The organism is Pantoea sp. GL120224-02, assembly GCF_900215395.1.
GTDB lineage: Bacteria > Pseudomonadota > Gammaproteobacteria > Enterobacterales > Enterobacteriaceae > Pantoea > Pantoea communis.
Genome location: NZ_OBEC01000010.1, coordinates 113,822 through 133,503, shown reverse-complemented (window position 1 = coordinate 133,503; position 19,682 = coordinate 113,822). Strand labels below are relative to the sequence as shown.

The following is a 19,682-nucleotide window of genomic DNA, read 5'->3' as shown; positions in this document are numbered from 1 at the left end:
TACAATCCATGGCTAAAAATTATGCTGACGTTTCACGCGCCATCGTGGCTTCGCTCGGCGGCTTAACCAATATTGAAGCCGTCACGCACTGCATGACGCGCCTGCGTTTCGTGCTACGCGATACTACCCTGATCGATAACGCCACGCTGAAAGCGATTCCGGGCGTGATGGGCGTGGTGCATACCGATACGCAATGCCAGGTGATCATTGGCAATAACGTCAATCTCGCGTATCAGGAAGTGCTTAAACTCGGTACACCGAATAGCGATAACAGCGCCCCAGTGAAACGCAAAATCACTCTGCGCAGGATTGGCGCGGGCATTCTTGATGCGCTGGTGGGCACCATGTCGCCACTGATCCCGGCGATCATCGGGGGATCGATGGTCAAGCTGCTAGCAATGGTGCTGGAGATGGGCGGTGTACTGGAGAAAGGTTCGTCTACGCTGGTGATCCTAAATGTCATCGGTGACGGTGCCTTTTTCTTCCTGCCGGTAATGGTGGCGGCCTCGGCGGCACTGAAGTTCAAAACCAATATGTCATTGGCGATTGCGATTGCCGGCGTGCTGGTGCATCCCAACTTTATTGATTTGATGGCCAAAGCGGCACAAGGCCAGGTCGTGGAGTTCGCCTATATCCCGGTGACGGCGGTGAAATACACCTACACCGTCATCCCGGCGCTGGTGATGACCTGGATCCTGTCGCACATCGAATACTGGGTGGATCGCTTTACCCCTGCGGTCACCAAAAACTTCCTCAAACCGATGCTGATTGTGCTGATCGCCGCACCGATTGCCATTGTGCTGATTGGCCCGCTAGGCATCTGGATTGGTAGCGGTATTTCAGCGCTGGTTTACACCATTCATGGCTATCTCGGCTGGTTATCCGTAGCGATTATGGGCGCGTTATGGCCGCTGCTGGTGATGACCGGCATGCACCGCGTCTTCACCCCGACCATCATTCAGACCATCGCGGAAACGGGCAAAGAAGGCATGGTGATGCCCTCTGAAATCGGCGCCAATCTGTCACTCGGCGGGTCATCGCTGGCCGTAGCCTTCAAAACCAAGAATCCGGAATTGCGTCAGACCGCTTTTGCCGCAGCGGCTTCAGCGATCGTGGCTGGGATCTCGGAACCCGCGCTGTATGGTGTTGCGGTGCGACTCAAACGACCACTGATCGCCAGCCTGATCAGCGGATTTATCTGTGGCGCGGTAGCCGGCATCGGCGGGCTCGCCAGCCACTCCATGGCCTCACCCGGCTTGTTTACCAGCGTACAGTTTTTTGATCCGGCCAACCCGATGAGCATTGTGTGGGTGGGTGGCGTGATGGTGTTGTCGGTGGTGCTTTCATTTGTTCTGACCCTGATTCTTGGCTTTGAAGATATTCCGGTGAGTGAAACAGCGCAGCCTAAACCGGTTGTGGATCCTGCTAAAGCCGTCAATGTGAATTGATTAACTGAGGTTTTTTATGTCTGAAGTGACATTTCCAGAGGGATTTTTATGGGGCGGCGCGTTAGCCGCTAATCAGTCGGAGGGGAGCTATCTGGCGGGCGGTAAAGGCTTAACCACGGTGGATATGATCCCGCATGGCGAACACCGTATGCCGGTCAAACTCGGGCTGGAACCGCGCTTCACCTTGCGTGATGATGAATACTATCCGAGCCACGATGCCATCGATTTTTATCGTCGCTATAAAGATGACATCGCGTTGATGGCGGAAATGGGCTTCACGGTGTTTCGCACGTCCATCGCCTGGAGCCGCATCTACCCGAAAGGTGATGAGTTAACGCCAAATCCTGAAGGTATCGCTTTCTATCGCAGCCTGTTCGAAGAGTGCCAAAAATATGGCATCACGCCGCTGGTGACGTTATGCCATTTTGACGTACCGATGCATTTGGTTACCGAGTACGGTTCATGGCGCAACCGCAAGATGATTGAATTCTTCGCCCGCTATGCCCGCACCTGCTTTGACGCTTTCAACGGGCTGGTGAAATATTGGCTGACGTTTAACGAGATCAACATTCTGCTGCACAGCCCGTTCTCTGGCGCTGGCCTGGTCTTCGGACCAGAGGATAATCGAGAGCAGGTTAAATACCAGGCGGCGCATCATGAACTGGTCGCCAGTGCGCTGGTGACGAAAATTGCACACGAGATTGACCCCGAAAATCAGGTCGGCTGCATGCTGGCGGGCGGCAATTTCTATCCGTGGTCATGTAACCCTGAAGATGTCTGGGCGGCGATGGAAAAAGATCGCGAGAACCTGTTCTTTATCGATGTGCAGGCGCGCGGTGCCTATCCTTCCTACGCAGCACGCGTGTTCCGCGAGAAAGGCATTGAGATTGAGTGGCAGGACGGTGATGCAGAACTCCTGCGTCATACCGTGGATTTTGTCTCCTTCAGCTACTACGCGTCGCGCTGTGCCTCAGCCGATATGAACGAGAAAAACAGCAGTGCGGCGAACGTGGTGAAATCGCTGACCAACCCGCACATTCCCCGGAGCGCATGGGGCTGGGGCATCGATCCCTTAGGCCTGCGCATCACCATGAACATGATGTACGACCGCTATCAAAAGCCGCTATTTTTGGTGGAAAACGGCCTGGGGGCGCGCGATGAAATCGATGCCAACGGCGAGATTCATGACGATTACCGTATCAGCTACCTGAAGCAGCACATTCAGGCAATGGGCGAGGCGATAGCCGATGGCATCCCGGTGATGGGCTACACCACCTGGGGATGCATTGATCTGGTCGCAGCCTCAACGGGTGAAATGAGCAAACGCTATGGCTTTGTTTACGTCGATCGTGATGACCAGGGTAATGGCTCACTGGCGCGCACCCGCAAAAAATCTTTCTGGTGGTATAAAAAAGTGATTGCCAGCAATGGCCGCGATTTAAGTGAATAATCTTTGCGATTCACTGCCGGGCGATGTTAGTTCGCCCGGCATGTTTATATAAATACTGCATCAATTTCTCTATTAATGATTGGATCTGATTATCCTGCCAGAGTAAATAGTCCGCGTTTTACGCTATTGAACACCTGTACTCTTTTATAAATGCCGATGGTACTATTTGCGGGTTGAATCCAGCGGAATAGCGTCATGTTACGTTTTGAACCTCGTCTTCACCCTCGTGAAGTTTTATTTCTGCTTTTGGCTCAGCTTAAAGCCGCGCTGATCTGCATCGGTTCGCTGGCACTGTTGATATTGCCGCTATCCCTGCCTGCCGCTGCGGCGCAAAACCCCGCGACGAAAGATGACAAAGCCAACCGTATTGTCAGCGGCATCATTAGCTTCACCCGCTGGCCAGCGTTGCACGACGCCCCACAGTTGTGTGTGTTCAATTCTGCGCGCCACGTCAATTTTCCTGCCAGTGCCACCGCGACAGCGCTGCCCTTTAGCGTGGTCTATCTCAACAGTGAAACCGAGTTAGCCAGCAATCGCTGTGATGCCCTCTATTTCGGCGATCAGTCGCCGCAGCAACAGACCGAATTGCTCAGCCTGGAGAAAGGCCACGCCGTTCTCTCTCTGGCTGAAAATAATACTGATTGCGCCATCGGAGCCGCTTTCTGTCTTATTTTTAATGCCGATCATCCGATGTTTGCCGTAAACCTTGATTCACTGGCTCGCAGTGGCGTTCGCGTGAGTCCGGATGTGTTATTGCTGTCGCGCAAAGGAAGCCAATAAGATGAAATTTGAAAAAATTAAAAATGAAAAATCATCTATCCGCATCAGGCTGCGCAAGATCAGCATCATCAACTCCGCCGTTATCTTGTTGCTGTGCTGGTTGCTGCTGACCTCCACTTCGTTACTTTTCATCAAGCGTTATGAGAAGCGCAACCTGGAGCTGATTGCCGCGACGCTGAGCAACAGCCTGACCGCCGCCACCGTCTTTGAAGACAGTTATGACGCCCACAAAAAAATTGCCATGTTGGGCAACGAAGGCATGTTTGCTACGGCAAAACTGGTGACGGACGACCAAACGGTGCTGGTTAACTGGCAAGATCAACAGCAGCAGGATGGCTGGTATGAGAACTTCTTACGCGAATGGATCTACGCGCGCCCGCTGAGCGTGAATATTAACCATGCGGAAAATGTCGTCGGGACGTTGACGCTGGCGGGTACAGTCAAAGGGGCGACGGATTTTATCCGTTACTCGGTGATGATTTTATCCAGCGGTATGCTGTGTGTGTTAATCGTCGCCTTTATGCTAAGCGCATTCTTGCATCGGGGCATTTTGCAGACGCTGCGCAATATCACCAGCTCGATTCATTACGTCATCAGCTCGGGGGATTTTTCACTGCGAATCCCTGAAAGCCCGACCAAAGAATTTCAGCTGTTTTCGGACGATCTCAACTCGTTGTTAGCGGAGATGCAATCGCTGCAAGCTTCGTTACTGCGTGATAACCGGTCATTAGCGGCGAAAGCGTTGGAAGATCCGCTCACCGGACTGGCCAACCGCGCCGCCTTTGTCACGCAGTTAACCCGATTGCTTGATGGCCAATTCGCTCATGAGCGCTTTGTGTTGCTGTTCCTGGATGGCGATCGATTCAAGAGCATCAATGATAACTGGGGACATGCGGCGGGCGATGAGGTGCTGAAAGCCATCGGTTCCCGCCTGCTTGCACTGGCCTATAAACAGGATATGGTCGCGCGCCTCGGCGGTGATGAGTTTGCGATGTTAATAACCAGCCGCGCGACTGAGAAACAGCTGCTGCAGCTGACAGAGGAGATCAGGGAAGCCATTGCGCAGAAGATTATGATCGCGGAAGGCACACCGATAACCACCTCGGTCACAATTGGTTACGCCTGGTCGCAGCATGGCGATACGGTGCAATCAATTCTGGAACGTGCGGATATGCATATGTACAAAAATAAAGGGATAAGTAAGGTACGGGTATGAAAATCAAACTCTTTCTGATGCTGTGTATTCTGGTGTGCGCGGGATGTCAGTCAAAAGGTCGTTTCACCGCCGCACAGATTGCAGCGATGCAAAGCGCGGGCTTTACTGAAAACATGGAAGGCTGGGGATTAGGTTTATCGGACAAAATCCTGTTTGGGGTAAATGAGTCTGAACTCACCGCGACCAGTAAAGCCAACATCGCCAATATGGCGAAAAACCTCTCAGCGACGGGCATTCAGCATGTCCGCATTGACGGTCATACGGATAATTACGGCAAGGCGGATTATAACCAGCAGTTGTCACTGAAACGTGCTGATGCTGTGGCAACACAATGGGCGTTGGGTGCTGATGTACCGCGAACCAACATCACCACCCGAGGCCTGGGTATGAGCGCCCCGATTGCCAGCAATAACAGTGCACAAGGCCGCGCGCAGAATCGCCGTGTGGCGATTGTAATTACCTCGCCTTAATCTCACCCTGGTCGAGCGCATAACGGTATAAGCGCTCGACCGCCAGATTTTTCATTTTCACTTCGCACATAATGTCGAAGTCAGTAAATGACAGCGCCCAGTCGTTTAAATCCTGATTGAAGTAGTAGTCAGAATGCGCACGCAGTTTGGTTTTTGCCACCGTTAAATCGTGCTGATCCGGGAAGCCATGTTCTGGGATTAATCCTTCCTGCGCAATCGAATAGTGTAATACCGGACGCACACCGCGCCACGATTCGATAATTAACGGGATACGCGCATCATCCGCTTTGATAAATTGATTCTCTTTCACCCAGTGATGGTGAATATCCAGCACCACCGGACAGAGATCGCGCGCCTGTAATACATCATCCAGCGAACAAGAGATTTCATCATTTTCAACCGTCAGCATATTGCGTGCTTCAGGAGAGAGACGCTGAAACGCCGCGCGAAACCCCTCGATGCCTTTTTTGCCGTTCATATGGATATTGATTTTGAAATCCTGAAACTGGCGACCATACCCCATTAACACGGCACACAGCGCATGGTACTCCACATCCTCAATTGCCCGATCCACTACCCCTTCATTATCCGAAGCGAGTACGGAATATTGTCCAGGATGGAATGAGAGACGAATGTTGTGAGCGCGGGCAAATTCGCCACAGCGGCCCAGCAGCGGCTGTAAGTCGGGCATCAGTTCGCTGTAGATGGCGGTGGCCTCTGGTACGGTATACAGCGGCAACAGGTCGCTGCCAATCCGCATCATGCGCATCGCATCCGGCAGTTTCGCCAGTTGTTGCAGCGTGAGGAATTGGTTTTCGAGGTTGTTGGTTGCCAGCTGCGACAGTAAACGCGCTTGTTCTTCGCGATCAAGACTCAGGAAACGCGTACGCGTGGTGATTTTAAACGGAAACGGCTGCTTAGCCTGTGCATCGAAGTACTTACACGCAAAACCCAATTTCATTTCAGTCTCCCTTAGAGCAGGCTGAAAGTGTAGCTTGCTCCAGGGAAAGTGCACGGACAGCGGCAGGGCTGCCGCTGTCCGTAGGGTTACACGCTTGGAAAAGTAATGTTGCTGCCCGGTGCTTCGCGATGCAGATGGATAAAGTTCAGGTGACGTTCGTACTGATCGAGAATATCGATAATCACCTGCTCCTTGTTGTAGTCCATCAAATCGTTGCCCTGGCTACCTTCCAGAAGGAATGTCTCCAGACGGTAATAGGTCGATTTACCACTGCGCGCTCGATAGGTAAAGCCCGGCACCGAATACTGCTGCGGCCAGATCTGATACACGAAGTCTTGCTCTTCACCCAGCAGCACGCGCAAATCCAGATAACCTAACGGATGGCCCTCTTCCGGCTCCACGCGGTCCAGTGAAACCCGACCGCCGCGTAACTCCAGTTCTTTCGCTACATCCTGCATTGCCGGGAATAAGACGTTCTCCATCATTTGCTGGGTGTAGCGTGTGCCTGGATAGTTCATGAGACGCGACAGACGTTTCTTCCAGCTCAGGCGATCGTTGCTGGCCGGAATGTACGGTGCCGTTTCACGACTGGCGCTGGCGCGGCGATGGTCTTCCACTTTGAGAGACTTATACAAACCGGCCATCACAAAGAAGATCACAAAGCTGAACGGCAGTCCCATGATCACCGTTGCATTCTGCAGCGCAGAAATACCGTTGGTCATCAACATACCCATGGTCAGAACACCAATCGCCACTGACCAGAAGATACGCAGCCAGTTCGGTGCATCACTGTTGATGTCTTTCAGCTTCGAAGTGAAGTTACCCAACACCAGTGAACCGGAATCCGCTGAGGTGACGTAGAACAGCATGCCGGTAATGGTGGCGACCGAAGCGCTGAACTTAAACGCCGGATACTGCGCCAGCAGGCTGTAGAAGCCACGTTCTGCATGCGCCATCACTTCCTGAGCAAAGCCGGCATCACCGTGGATAATTTCATACAGCGCGGCGTTACCAAAGACCGACAGCCACAACAGCGTGAAGGTGAACGGAATAATCAGCGTACCGAGCACGAACTCACGGATAGTGCGACCACGTGAAATACGCGCCAGGAACAAGCCAACAAACGGGGACCAGGCGACCCACCATGCCCAGAAGAACAACGTCCAGCTGTTCATCCACTCTCTTGGCTGATCAAACGCAAAGGTGTTCAGCGTCATGCCCATAAAGCGGTTGATGTAATCACCGACATTGAGCACCAGCGCATTCAGCAGGAAGTCGGTTTTGCCCATGAACAGCACAAACAGAATCAGCCCCAATGCCAGCGCAACGTTGAGTTCCGACAGAATACGGATGCCTTTATCCACGCCAGAGGTCACGGAAATGGTGGCGATAATCACCGACAGCACAATCAACGCCGCCTGCGCGGTAAAGCCTTCCGGAATATCGAACAACACGTTCAGGCCATAATTGAGCTGAACCACGCCGATCCCTAAGGTGGTGGCGATGCCGAAGATGGTCCCCACTACCGCTGCAATATCCACGGTATGGCCAATCGGCCCGTTAATACGTTTGCCAAAGATTGGATACAGCGCAGAACGGATGGTGAGCGGCAAATTGTAGCGGTAGCTAAAGTACCCCAGCGCGATCCCCATCAGCGCGTACATTGACCAGCCAGTTACGCCGTAGTGGAACAACGTCCACACCATGGCTTGTCGGGCGGCTTCCATGGTTTGTCCGGCGCCCTCAGGCGGTTGCATGTACTGCGTGACCGGTTCGGCCACTGAGAAGAACATCAGATCGATACCGATACCGGCCGCAAACAGCATCGCTGACCAGCTTAATAAGCTGAATTCTGGTTTGGATTGCTCTGGCCCGAGCTTGATGGCGCCGTAACGTGAACAGGCCATGTAGATAACGAAAACGATATACAGCGTCGCGGCCAGCATGTAGTACCAGCCAAACGTAGCGGTAACCCAGTTAACCGCAGTCTGAATCAAGCTGGCAGCCAGCTCGCTGTAAAAAATAGTGACAAGTGAAAATGTCAGAATCAGTCCGGCTGAGGTGTAGAACACCACAGGATTGATTCTGTCTTTTTCACTGGCAGGTGGATTAATCATCGATGACCTCTGGTTAATTTCCTGTAATGACTCAATGGATTAGCGAGACCTGTCTGCCAGGCCTTGTTGTTATCAGTACCCCTGTTATCCCTCCCTGTAGTGCTTTCTTCTGACGATGAGCCGCATAGCCCGGTTCACCGCTGCGCTTTTGTAACAATCGAAGCACAGTATCCTAACAAAATTCTTTTTTATATTGAACGTGCAATCAAAAAAAGTTTAAATAGTCCTCTGACATTGTGGTGGAGCTGGAGTCATGCCAAAGGTGGGAATGCAGCCGATTCGTCGTCGGCAGCTGATTGATGCAACCCTCGATACGATTAACGAGGTAGGAATTAATGACGCAACTATTGCGCAGATTGCCCGCCGTGCGGGGGTTTCGACCGGCATCATCAGCCACTACTTCAAGGACAAGAACGGTTTGCTGGAAGCCACTATGCGCGATATCACTCGTCAGTTACGTGATGCCGTGGCTGCCCGCCTGAAACCGTTGGCGGGCGCGAAGACCGAAGCACGCTTGTTGGCGATTGTCGAAGGTAACTTCGATGACACGCAGGTGCACAGCGCGGCAATGAAAGCCTGGCTGGATTTCTGGGCCAGCAGCATGCATCAGCCGCAGTTGGGTCGTCTGGAACGGGTCAGTAGTCGACGCCTGTTTTCAACTCTCGCCGCCGAGTTTCACCGTGAATTGCCGCGTGAACAGGCGCGACTGGCGGCTCACGGATTGGCATCGCTAATCGATGGCCTTTGGCTGCGAGCTGCGCTAAGCGGTCTGCCCTTCAATATCGATGTCGCGAAAACGCTCACCACCCAATTTATCCGTCAGCAACTTGCTGGCGCACTGAATCACTGAGGAAGGAGAAATCATGTCCCGATTCACCGAACAGCAGCTGTATATCGATGGTCAGTTCATTGCGGCGAGCGCAGGTAATACATTCCAGACCATCAACCCGGCCAATGGCGAAGTACTGGCCGAAGTACATGAGGCGGAACAGGCCGATGTTGATCGTGCTGTCGCTGCCGCGCAAAAAGGCCAGAAAGTCTGGGCCGCGATGACCGCCATGGAGCGCTCACGCATTCTGCGCCGTGCCGTCGATATTCTGCGTGAGCGCAACGACGAGTTGGCCGCGCTGGAAACCCTCGACACCGGTAAGCCGCTGAGCGAAACCCAATATGTTGACATCGTGACCGGTGCTGACGTGCTGGAATATTACGCCGGTCTGATCCCGACGCTGGAAGGCCAGCAGATCCCACTGCGCGACACGGCGTTTGTTTATACCCGTCGTGAACCGCTCGGCGTGGTCGCTGGTATTGGTGCGTGGAACTACCCGATTCAGATCGCCTTATGGAAATCTGCCCCTGCACTGGCAGCGGGTAACGCGATGATCTTTAAACCGAGTGAAGTCACTCCACTGACAGCACTGAAGCTGGCAGAAATTTACACCGAAGCGGGCGTGCCTGCCGGCGTATTCAATGTGCTGAACGGTCGTGGCGCGGTCACTGGTCAACTGCTGACTGACCATCCGGGCATCGATAAAGTCTCCTTTACCGGCGGCGTGGCCAGCGGCAAAAAAGTGATGGCGAATGCTGCGGGCTCCACCTTGAAAGAAGTCACTATGGAATTGGGTGGCAAATCGCCGCTGATTATCTTTGATGACGCCGATCTCGATCTGGCCGCTGACATCGCCATGATGGCCAACTTCTACAGCTCAGGCCAGGTCTGCACTAACGGTACGCGCGTGTTTATCCCGGCAAAATTCCAGGCCGCGTTTGAAGCGAAAATCGCTGAACGTGTTGCACGCATCAAAGCGGGTGACCTCAACGATCCTGACACCAATTTCGGCCCGCTGGTGAGCTTCCCCCATCGTGACAACGTGATGCGTTATATCGAATCCGGTATCAACGAAGGCGCGCGTCTGCTGTGCGGCGGCAAACGTCTGAGCGGCGCCGATTTCGATGACGGAGCCTGGGTTGAACCGACCGTATTCACCGACTGCCGTGATGAGATGACCATTGTGCGTGAAGAAATCTTCGGGCCGGTGATGTCGATTCTGACTTACGAAAGCGAAGAAGAAGTGGTACGTCGCGCCAATGCCACCGATTTCGGTCTGGCTGCGGGCGTAGTGACGCAAGACCTGAACCGCGCACACCGCGTGATTCACCAGATCGAAGCGGGTATCTGCTGGATCAACACCTGGGGCGAATCTGCCGCCGAAATGCCGGTGGGCGGCTACAAGCACTCTGGTATTGGCCGTGAGAATGGCCTGATGACCTTGCAAAACTACACCCAGGTGAAGTCGGTGCAGGTCGAGTTATCCCGTTTTCAGTCCGTATTTTAATTGAGCTTTAACCTGAGGAGCGACTAATGGAATTTGATTACATCATTATCGGAGCCGGATCCGCAGGGAACGTTTTGGCAACAAGACTGACCGAAGACAGCAGCGTGAATGTGCTGCTTTTAGAAGCGGGTGGCCCTGACTACCGCTTCGATTTCCGCACGCAGATGCCAGCCGCGCTGGCTTATCCGCTACAGGGAAAACGCTATAACTGGGCGTATGAAACCGAGCCAGAACCGCATATGAATAACCGCCGCATGGAGTGCGGACGCGGTAAAGGTCTGGGCGGATCATCGCTGATCAATGGTATGTGTTATATCCGCGGCAACGCGATGGATCTCGATAACTGGGCGCAGCAGCCTGGGCTGGAAAGCTGGAGCTACCTGAACTGCCTGCCCTACTATCGCAAGTCAGAAACCCGCGATATTGGCGCCAATGACTATCACGGCGGTGAAGGCCCGGTCAGCATCACCACCTGTAAACCCGATAACAATCCGCTGTTTGCTGCGATGATCGAAGCCGGTGTTGAAGCCGGCTATCCACGCACGGAAGATTTGAACGGCTATCAGCAGGAAGGCTTCGGACCGATGGATCGCTTCGTCACGCCGAAAGGTCGTCGATCCAGCACCGCGCGTGGCTATCTCGATACCGCCAAAAAGCGTCCAAACCTGAAGATCGTCACCCATGCCACCACCGATCGCATCCTGTTTGAAGGCAAGCGCGCGGTGGGCGTGGAATATTTGCAGGGATCGGGCAACACGCCACATCAGGTGCATGCGCGACGTGAAGTTTTGCTGTGCGCCGGTGCCATCGCCTCGCCGCAGATTCTGCAACGTTCTGGCGTGGGCGCTGCTGCGCTGCTGAACAAATTCGACATTCCGGTGGTACATGATCTGCCGGGCGTCGGCGAAAACCTGCAGGATCACCTCGAAATGTACCTGCAGTACGAGTGCAAAGAGCCGGTGTCACTCTATCCGTCGTTGAAATGGTGGAACCAGCCGAAGATCGGTGCAGAGTGGCTGTTTAACGGGACCGGCATCGGTGCCAGCAACCATTTTGAAGGCGGTGGCTTTATTCGCAGCCGCGAAGAGTTTACCTGGCCGAACATTCAGTATCACTTCCTGCCAGTAGCGATTAACTACAACGGCTCTAACGCCGTTGAAGCGCACGGTTTCCAGTGTCACGTAGGTTCAATGCGTTCACCGAGCCGTGGGCATGTGCAGATTAAATCGCGCGATCCGCGTCGTGATCCGGCTATTTTGTTCAACTACATGGCACATGAACAGGACTGGCAGGAATTTCGTGACGCGATTCGTATTACGCGCCAGATCATCAATCAGCCCGCGCTGGATAAGTATCGCGGCAAAGAAATCAGTCCGGGCCTCGATTGCCAGACTGATGAACAGTTGGATGAGTTTGTGCGTAACCATGCGGAAACCGCCTATCACCCCTGCGGCACCTGCAAAATGGGCAGCGATAGCATGGCGGTGGTTGATGGTGAAGGTCGTGTGCATGGATTGCAGGCGTTGCGCGTGGTAGATGCGTCAATTATGCCGTTGATCATCACTGGCAACCTGAATGCCACCACCATCATGATCGGTGAAAAGATCGCGGATAACATTCGTGGTCGCCAGCCGTTGCCGCGTAGCGAAGCAGATTACTTCGTCGCTGGCGATCTGCCGGTGCGTGGTGAACCGAAGCGCGCTTAACCGTTTTTATCAGGGTGGCTCTCGTCACCCTGCTCATTTCCAGCTAGCTTTGCAGATAAGCCATAATCAGCCGCTGTAACTCAAGCTTAATGTCATCTGAGCCCAGTTGATCGCGTCTTGCGGCATCATGCACCCCCTTTTACAACTTAAAGCAGGGAGGTTCGTCATATTCTGCAGTGACTGACGCTCCCTTCTTTCCTGTAGACTGATGACGCACAATTGCCGGCATTTAGCGTATTGATGCAGCTTTAAAGTATGTTGTAACTAGTAACGCGTTTGCTTTACATCTTTTGTTAAAACTCATTCCCAATCAATCGCCTGTAAAAATCTTTCAAGAATGGCATTCTGATTGCGCCCTTTGCGTGTTACCACAGCGATCTTACTGGTGAAGTGGAAACGTTCCGGTGCAATGGCGCGCATGGTCTTTTTATCCACCCACTGTGCGGCATAGTGATCGGGCAGAAAACCGATAAAGCGGCCGGTGAGAATCAAAAAGGCAATGCCTTCGCGGTCGGTTGCCGTTGCATTGCAATTGAGTTTCTGATGCATGGCAATGGCTTCTGCCGTCATGCGAAATGCAGGTGCGATGGCATCACACCTTTTCAGTTGTGCATCATCAGGTTCGTGGGAAAACAGCGCGTGGGTGTCGCTGCAGTAAAGCTGCGACCGCTCATCATATAACGACATGTAATCCAGACCGGAAATTGGCGAAGTGACCGGTAGTGCACCGACGTGCAATCGACCATCCATCAGCCCTCTTTCAATCTCTGCAGCTGTCATCATGCTGATATTCAGCCTAATGTCGGGACCTATCTCATGCAGTTTCTCCAGCGCATGGGTAATTTTCATGCGTGGTTGCGTGACCAGATTATTGATAATCCCGATATTCAAATCCCCGCGCAGCTGCTTATGCATCTGATTAACCTGCAGGCGAAACTGCTCGATAGCCGCCATCATACTTTCGCTGTGACGCAGGATCTCACGCCCTTCTTCGGTTAAGGCAAAACCCGCCCGTCCGCGTTGACACAATCGCATGCCAAGTCGCTTTTCCAGATCGCCCATGTGCAGGCTAATAGCCGAACGCGTCATCCCCAATAAACTTTCTGCCGCAGAGAAGCTGCCGCTCTCATTAACGGTTTTGAACAGGCGCAATAATTTGAGATCAAAGTCGGTGACCTGCGCGAGCGATTTGCTTTTCATATATGTGAGTAAATCAATAACTGAAGATGAATTAATAGGGATTTAACTTAACTAACCGTTAAATGCAAACTCTTCATACACCCGTCTGGAGAAACATCATGTCTGATGCTGTCAACACTACCGATCTCAATCTGCAAGCGCACTGGATGCCGTTTACTGCCAACCGGAATTTCCAGCGCGATCCCCGTATCATTGTCGGCGCTCAAGGCCGCTGGCTGACTGATGATAAAGGACGGCAGATTTTTGATAGCCTTTCCGGTTTATGGACCTGTGGCGCGGGCCACTGCCGCAGTGAAATCCAGCAGGCGGTGGCGAAACAACTGGGTACGCTCGATTATTCGCCCGGCTTCCAGTACGGTCATCCGCTGTCATTTCAGCTGGCAGACAAGATTGCCCAGCATATGCCGGGTGATCTAAACCATGTGTTCTTCACCGGATCGGGTTCGGAATCAGCAGACACGGCGGTGAAGATGGCGCGCGCTTACTGGCGCATCAAAGGCCAGCCGGCGAAAACCAAATTTATCGGACGCGCGCGAGGTTACCACGGCGTAAATATCGCCGGAACCAGCCTGGGCGGCATTGGCGGCAATCGTAAGATGTTCGGTCAGTTTATGGACGTTGACCATATTCCACACACGCTGCAAACCGATCTGCCCTTCACTGCTGGCCAGGCCGAAACCGGCGGTGTGGCGTTGGCTAATGAGATGCTGAAATTGATTGAGCTGCATGATGCTTCCAACATCGCCGCCCTTATTGTTGAGCCTCTTTCCGGCTCTGCGGGGGCGATTATCCCACCGGTAGGCTATTTGCAGCGCCTGCGTGAAATCTGCACGCAGCACGATATCCTGCTGATTTTTGACGAAGTGATCACCGGATTTGGTCGTATGGGCCGCTGGAGCGGCGCTGAGTATTTTGGCGTCACGCCCGATATCCTCAATTTCGCCAAGCAGATCACCAATGGCGCGGTGCCGCTGGGTGGCGTGGTCGCCAGCAGCGAAATCTACAACACCTTTATGGCGCAAAAACTGCCAGAACACGCGGTTGAATTTGCTCACGGCTACACCTACTCTGCCCATCCGGTGGCCTGTGCGGCGGGCCTGGCGACGCTGGAGTTACTGGAACATGACGCGCTGATTGCGCAATCCGCCGAGCTGGCACCGCATTTTGCCCATGCACTGCATGCGCTGCGTGATTGCCCGAACGTCATCGATATCCGCAACTGCGGTCTGGTGGGTGCCATCCAGCTTGCTCCGCGCGGCGGCGATGCCACCATTCGGCCGTTTGAAGCGGGCATGGCGCTGTGGAAAGCCGGTTTTTATGTGCGCTTCGGTGCCGATACGCTGCAGTTTGGCCCGATGTTCAATACACAGCCTGCCGAGTTGGATCGCTTGTTTGACGCTGTAGGTGAGACGTTACATCACATAGCGTGAGGAAAATGAGTTGATTGGTCATACTTAACAACATCTTCTTCATACTCTCTGCCGATTCTTCTGATTCAATACCTTTTTGCATTCAGTCTGGATCGGCCATGCTCCGTCGCCACTTTCTTACCGGTTTACTGCTCTCCCCCTTTGCTGCGCGCTGCGGCTTTAGCCTGGCCGCTTCCTCGGCAAAACCCGCACAGGTATTGCCCTTGTGGCCAAAACAACCGCCTGGTGGCGGTGGACCTTTAGGGGCGATGACGTTTAGTGCCAAAGGTGCGCAGCGGAATATTGCCATGCCGACGCTCACCGTCTTTAAGCCTGTTCAGCCGAAGGGACGCGCTGTACTGATTGCGGCTGGCGGCGGCTATACGCGTATCGAAATGGGCAAAGAAGCCTGGCCCGCTGCCGCGTGGCTGGCGGCTCAAGGCTACACAGCGTATGTGCTGAGTTATCGCCTGCCGCAGGAAGGCTGGAAAGATGGCGCGTTAGTGTCACTTCAGGATGCACAGCGCGCACTGCGTATCGTGCGCCACCGTGAGAACAATGTCAGCGTATTGGGCTTTTCGGCTGGCGGGCACCTGCTGGGAATGGCGGCGAACCGCGCGGATTTTCACGCTTATCAGGCCAGTGATGCAATGGACAATCTCCCCGCAACGGCCGATCGTGCCGCGCTGATCTATCCCATCATTACGCTTGAGCCACCTTATGAACACACCTCCACGCATAAAGTGTTGGTCGGGAAAGACGCATCACTCAGCGCGGATACCGCCTGGTCGGTTCAATCCTATGTTAATCCGCAATCACCGCCGTTTTTCCTGGTGCAGGCCGAAGACGATCCTGTTTCCGATCCACACAACACCTTGATCATGGCTGCCGCGTGCAAGCAGCAGCATGTGCCGGTTGAGATGCATCGCTATCCCATCGGGGGGCATGGTTTTGGATTGGGTAAGCCCGGCACACAAACGACTGAGTGGCCGGGACATTATCTGCAATGGTTAAACGCTTAGCGCGGCGGAAGGTTGAGCCAGGCCCGCCAGCAACGTCTCCGAACTGGCCACCGCACCAAAAATACCGCCCTGCATGTGAATCATGCTTAGTGCCGCTTCGTGGTGTTTTAGCTCGGTCGCGGCGCAGCAATCAGACAGCACCAGACATTCGAAGCCGCGATCGTTGGCTTCGCGCAGCGTGGTATGCACACAGACATCGGTGGTAATACCTGAGATGATAAGATTACGTATCCCCCGACTGCGCAGGATCAGTTCAAGATCGGTGGCATAAAAAGAGCCTTTGCCTGGCTTATCAATGATGGTTTCACCCGCCAGTGGCGCCAGCTCCGGGATAATTTCCCAGCCCGGCTCACCGCGCACCAAAATGCGGCCACAGGGACCGGGCGCACCGATTTCCGCCTGCATCCGCTTTGAACGCCAGCGTTTATTGGCCGGCAAATCACTCAGGTCAGGACGATGGCCTTCACGCGTATGGATGATCGGGAAGCCTAACTCCCGCATGCGTGCCAGCACGCGCTGCAAAGGCGCTATCGGAGCGCGGGTCAGTGCGATGTCATACCCCATGCTATCGACGTAGCCGCCCTTGCCACAAAAATCGGTCTGCATATCGATAATGATCAGTGCGGTATCCGCAGGCGTACACCGCCCATCAAAGGGCCAGGGATAAGGTGTTGAATCAATGGTGAATTCAGGCATTTTTCTGCTCCATCAGGCTCGCTGCGTTTTCACGTTTCAGTTTGACAATCAAAGTGTAACTGGCAGCAGCCGTCACCAGGCCAATCACCGCTTCACCAAACTGCGGGAATTCAATGTGGGCAATCACCGCACACAAGCTGCCAATCGCCCAGGCGGCAAAAGCGCTACCGCGCAGACGACGGGTTTTGCGCTGCTCGCTGATTCTTGCCATGAAGATCAGGTCAACGATCATGACCGCACCAAACGGCGGTACCACGATGCCGAGCAAACTCAGCCACTCGAGGAAGTAAGACCAGACGCCCGCCAGCGCCAGTGCCCCGCCGATGGCGCCGAGGATCAACGTCCAGACTCGCATCTTGCTGCTGAACAGATGGCTAAAGCCAACGGCACCGTTGTACAAACAATGGGTACAAACCGAGCCGAGGTTAATGAAAACAAACAGGAAAGCGATGATGGAGAGTAACGTGCCATGGTTCATCAGCATTGGCAGGAAATTACCGCCATTATTGACCGAATCAAACGCCGCGCCCACCGCTACAATCACCACACCGAACAGATATGAGATGACGTTCGCCATAGGAAAGGCGGAAAATGCCGCGATAACCGCTGATTTGCCGTCTTTCGACCAGCGGGTAAAATCCGCGGTCATGGTGCCCGAATCGGCGAATCCTGCCACCACCATGGTCACCGCCGTTCCCATGCTCATGGCGCCGACTGCACCAGTACTGCCTTTGAACTGAGTGATGGTGCTGAAATCGTGATCCTGCCCAATCAACCACAGTGCGACCAAACCGAGCACCACAAACAACGGTGCGGCAATCATGCCCAGGATCGACAACGCACGCACGCCGAGGAAGGTGACGCCGGTATACAGCACCATGGCGATAGCGGTCACCGCGAGTGCGTTCCAGCCAAAGGTTTGGTTAATGACTGTACCAGTTAAACCCGTTTGAAACGCATACCAGCCAATCACGACGGTCGAGAGAAAACCGGAAACGAGGATATAGCCTTTAGTGCCAAAGGTACGCTTTGCCTGCAGGGCGAAGTTCATCCCGGTGTTACCTGCAAACCAACTCAGAGCGCCAACATAAGCGAACAGCACCAGATTGCCGAGCAGGATGGCAATCAGCGCGGGCCAGAAACCCAAATGCCAGGTAATAATGCCACCAAACAACGCGTTGGTAAGGATCATCGGGAAACCGAACCAGACAGCTGATACCGACCGCGTCGAGTGACGGTGACTTAAAGGTACCGGTTCGTGTTCAAATTCCTGCTCCAGCGCAGGGGAGGATTTGTTACTCATGGGCAACTCCGATTAAGTCAGGATAAAGGTGATTCCACGGTTGGATGCGCTCGAAAGCGGCACTTGCCGCCAGCACCAGGCCATCGTCCAGATGACGACCCACGATTTGCAGACCAATCGGCAAGCCACTGGCGGTGAAGCCCGCAGGGATTGAGGCCGCCGGTTGGCCAGTGAAATTGAAGGGATAACAGAACGACAACCAATGATCGCTTCGCACCATGCGCCCATCGATGATTTCCGGTCCCTGCATATTGAGCGGGAACGGCGGCACTGCCAGCGTTGGCGTCAACAGCAAGTCGTAACGCTGCATAAATCGCCACAGCTGATTGCAGATCTTCTTGCGTGCGGTATTGGCGTCGGTAAAGTGTTCAGCGCGCCATTCGCGTTGCAGCATGGCGCTCAGATGAGGTGACATGCGTGAGCCCAGTTCGCTTTGCATCTGACGCATGCCTGTGAGATCGCTTTCAAAGGCCACCAGCGCGGCAAAGGTGGCGCCTTCATCGGCAATCCCTGGATCAACCTCTTCTAATTCCGCCCCCAGTTCACGGGCGAAATGTCGAGCGGCCTTAGTGACAACGTCACGCACCTCTTTATCGACGGCGATGTAGCCAAAATCGGCACTAAACGCAATGCGCAGCCCGTTTAAGGGTTTTTCCAGAGAGGAAATCCAGTTCACGTCGCTGCAGGGAATGGAGTGACGATCGCGCATATCCGGGCCTGCCATCACTGACATCATCAGTGCGCTGTCTCGCACCGTGCGTGTCATGGGGCCAATATGCTCCAGTGATTCCCAGCTAGAGACGCCGGGAAAGCGTTCATCGCGGCAGCCAGGCCATAACGGCACCCGCCCCATCGAGGCCTTGAATCCATAAACGCCGCAGTGCGCCGCTGGAATACGTACCGATCCGCCGCCGTCACTGCCCAATGCCATCGGGCAAAGGCGAGCGGCGAGCGCCGCGCCGGATCCGGCACTTGAACCGCCGGGCGTTTTGCTCAAATCCCAGGGATTCCGCGGTGAAGGAAACAGCGGATTGTGCCCAACGCCGCTATAACCAAACTCGGGCGCAGTGGTTTTCCCCAGCAGCACAGCATCAGCAGCCTGCAGGCGCTCGACGGTGATGTCGTCATCTTCAGGAATGAAATCGGCATAGGCTGCCGAACCGGAGGTGGTTTTCACACCCGCCGTGCAAATGAGATCCTTTACCGCCAATGGCACACCCGCAAAAGCCCCCAGCGCTTCACCGCGTGCACGCTTCGCATCCACCACTGATGCCTGCTGTAACGCCAATTCGGGTGATGCCGTACAAAAAGCCCGAATCAGTGGTTCGCGTTTTTCCATACGATCCAACGCGGCTTGCGTTAATTCGCGGGCAGACACCTCGCCATTGCGGATCAGCGCTGCCAATGTAGTAGCATCCTCATCCAGTAAAGCCTCAAACATGATTCATCTCCCGATTTGGTCACTTAACGGGATTAATGCAGTTTGCGTGCCAGAAGGTGCCAACAATCAGCGGCGAGGAGATAACGCCTGATGGGATACGGACTTGGATACAAGATCGAATACTTAT

Annotated in this window: 16 protein-coding genes; 10 read left to right on the top strand and 6 right to left on the bottom strand. The window is 54.1% G+C overall.

Annotated elements, in window-relative coordinates:
- The first annotated feature begins 8 nt into the window (after nucleotides 1-8).
- The 5 genes from ascF (at nucleotide 9) to CRO33_RS18330 (ending at nucleotide 5,364) form a co-directional block, all read left to right on the top strand.
- A complete protein-coding gene (gene ascF / locus CRO33_RS18350) occupies nucleotides 9-1,448 on the top strand; it encodes a PTS cellobiose/arbutin/salicin transporter subunit IIBC (RefSeq protein WP_097119133.1) in 1,440 nt (479 codons plus the stop codon).
- 16 nt (nucleotides 1,449-1,464) lie between these two features.
- Nucleotides 1,465-2,898, top strand: a complete 1,434-nt coding sequence (locus CRO33_RS18345) for a 6-phospho-beta-glucosidase (protein ID WP_097119132.1) — start codon at nucleotides 1,465-1,467, stop codon at nucleotides 2,896-2,898.
- A 195-nt stretch (nucleotides 2,899-3,093) separates the two neighbouring features.
- Nucleotides 3,094-3,678: a YfiR family protein gene (locus CRO33_RS18340; protein WP_097119131.1), complete on the top strand. Its 585-nt coding sequence runs from the start codon at nucleotides 3,094-3,096 to the stop codon at nucleotides 3,676-3,678.
- A 1-nt stretch (nucleotide 3,679) separates the two neighbouring features.
- On the top strand, nucleotides 3,680-4,894 hold the full coding sequence (locus CRO33_RS18335) for a diguanylate cyclase domain-containing protein (RefSeq protein WP_058961349.1): 1,215 nt from the start codon (nucleotides 3,680-3,682) through the stop codon (nucleotides 4,892-4,894).
- Complete coding sequence (locus CRO33_RS18330) at nucleotides 4,891-5,364, top strand: OmpA family protein (protein WP_097119130.1); 474 nt, start codon at nucleotides 4,891-4,893, stop codon at nucleotides 5,362-5,364. The genes CRO33_RS18335 and CRO33_RS18330 overlap by 4 nt, the downstream gene beginning before the upstream one ends.
- Here the strand turns inward: CRO33_RS18330 and uvsE are convergent.
- Complete coding sequence (gene uvsE / locus CRO33_RS18325; protein ID WP_097119129.1) at nucleotides 5,351-6,325, bottom strand: UV DNA damage repair endonuclease UvsE; 975 nt, start codon at nucleotides 6,323-6,325, stop codon at nucleotides 5,351-5,353. The genes CRO33_RS18330 and uvsE overlap by 14 nt on opposite strands.
- An 86-nt stretch (nucleotides 6,326-6,411) precedes the next feature.
- A complete protein-coding gene (locus CRO33_RS18320; RefSeq protein ID WP_045815600.1) occupies nucleotides 6,412-8,442 on the bottom strand; it encodes a choline transporter in 2,031 nt (676 codons plus the stop codon).
- 253 nt (nucleotides 8,443-8,695) lie between these two features.
- On the opposite strand from CRO33_RS18320, the gene betI reads away from it, so the two are divergent.
- The 3 genes from betI to betA are packed head-to-tail and all read left to right on the top strand — an operon-like array spanning nucleotide 8,696 to nucleotide 12,484.
- Nucleotides 8,696-9,292, top strand: a complete 597-nt coding sequence (gene betI / locus CRO33_RS18315) for a transcriptional regulator BetI (protein ID WP_034824050.1) — start codon at nucleotides 8,696-8,698, stop codon at nucleotides 9,290-9,292.
- A gap of 13 nt (nucleotides 9,293-9,305) precedes the next feature.
- Nucleotides 9,306-10,778 (top strand): betaine-aldehyde dehydrogenase, encoded by a 1,473-nt coding sequence (gene betB / locus CRO33_RS18310; protein WP_097119128.1) that lies wholly within the window; start codon nucleotides 9,306-9,308, stop codon nucleotides 10,776-10,778.
- A 26-nt stretch (nucleotides 10,779-10,804) separates the two neighbouring features.
- On the top strand, nucleotides 10,805-12,484 hold the full coding sequence (gene betA / locus CRO33_RS18305) for a choline dehydrogenase (RefSeq protein WP_097119127.1): 1,680 nt from the start codon (nucleotides 10,805-10,807) through the stop codon (nucleotides 12,482-12,484).
- Nucleotides 12,485-12,784: 300 nt separating this feature from the next.
- Here betA and CRO33_RS18300 read toward each other — a convergent pair whose 3' ends face one another.
- Entirely contained in the window at nucleotides 12,785-13,684 is a 900-nt protein-coding gene (locus CRO33_RS18300; RefSeq protein ID WP_097119126.1) for a LysR family transcriptional regulator, read from the bottom strand.
- 98 nt (nucleotides 13,685-13,782) lie between these two features.
- Between CRO33_RS18300 and CRO33_RS18295 the strand changes: the two genes are divergently transcribed.
- Complete coding sequence (locus CRO33_RS18295; RefSeq protein WP_097119125.1) at nucleotides 13,783-15,114, top strand: aspartate aminotransferase family protein; 1,332 nt, start codon at nucleotides 13,783-13,785, stop codon at nucleotides 15,112-15,114.
- Between the two features lie 98 nt (nucleotides 15,115-15,212).
- Nucleotides 15,213-16,115, top strand: coding sequence for an alpha/beta hydrolase (locus tag CRO33_RS18290; RefSeq protein ID WP_097119124.1), 903 nt, complete (start codon nucleotides 15,213-15,215; stop codon nucleotides 16,113-16,115).
- Here CRO33_RS18290 and biuH read toward each other — a convergent pair.
- From biuH to CRO33_RS18275, 3 genes are read right to left on the bottom strand one after another with little or no spacing between them, the layout of a single operon-like run.
- Nucleotides 16,104-16,811: a biuret amidohydrolase gene (biuH, locus tag CRO33_RS18285; protein WP_097119123.1), complete on the bottom strand. Its 708-nt coding sequence runs from the start codon at nucleotides 16,809-16,811 to the stop codon at nucleotides 16,104-16,106. The genes CRO33_RS18290 and biuH overlap by 12 nt on opposite strands.
- Entirely contained in the window at nucleotides 16,804-18,114 is a 1,311-nt protein-coding gene (locus CRO33_RS18280) for a purine-cytosine permease family protein (RefSeq protein WP_097119122.1), read from the bottom strand. Before CRO33_RS18280 ends, biuH begins: the two co-directional genes overlap by 8 nt.
- The gene (locus tag CRO33_RS18275) at nucleotides 18,107-19,555 is read right to left on the bottom strand and encodes an amidase (RefSeq protein WP_097119121.1); all 1,449 of its coding nucleotides are present in this window, start codon (nucleotides 19,553-19,555) and stop codon (nucleotides 18,107-18,109) included. The genes CRO33_RS18280 and CRO33_RS18275 overlap by 8 nt, the downstream gene beginning before the upstream one ends.
- Nucleotides 19,556-19,682: the final 127 nt, after the last annotated feature.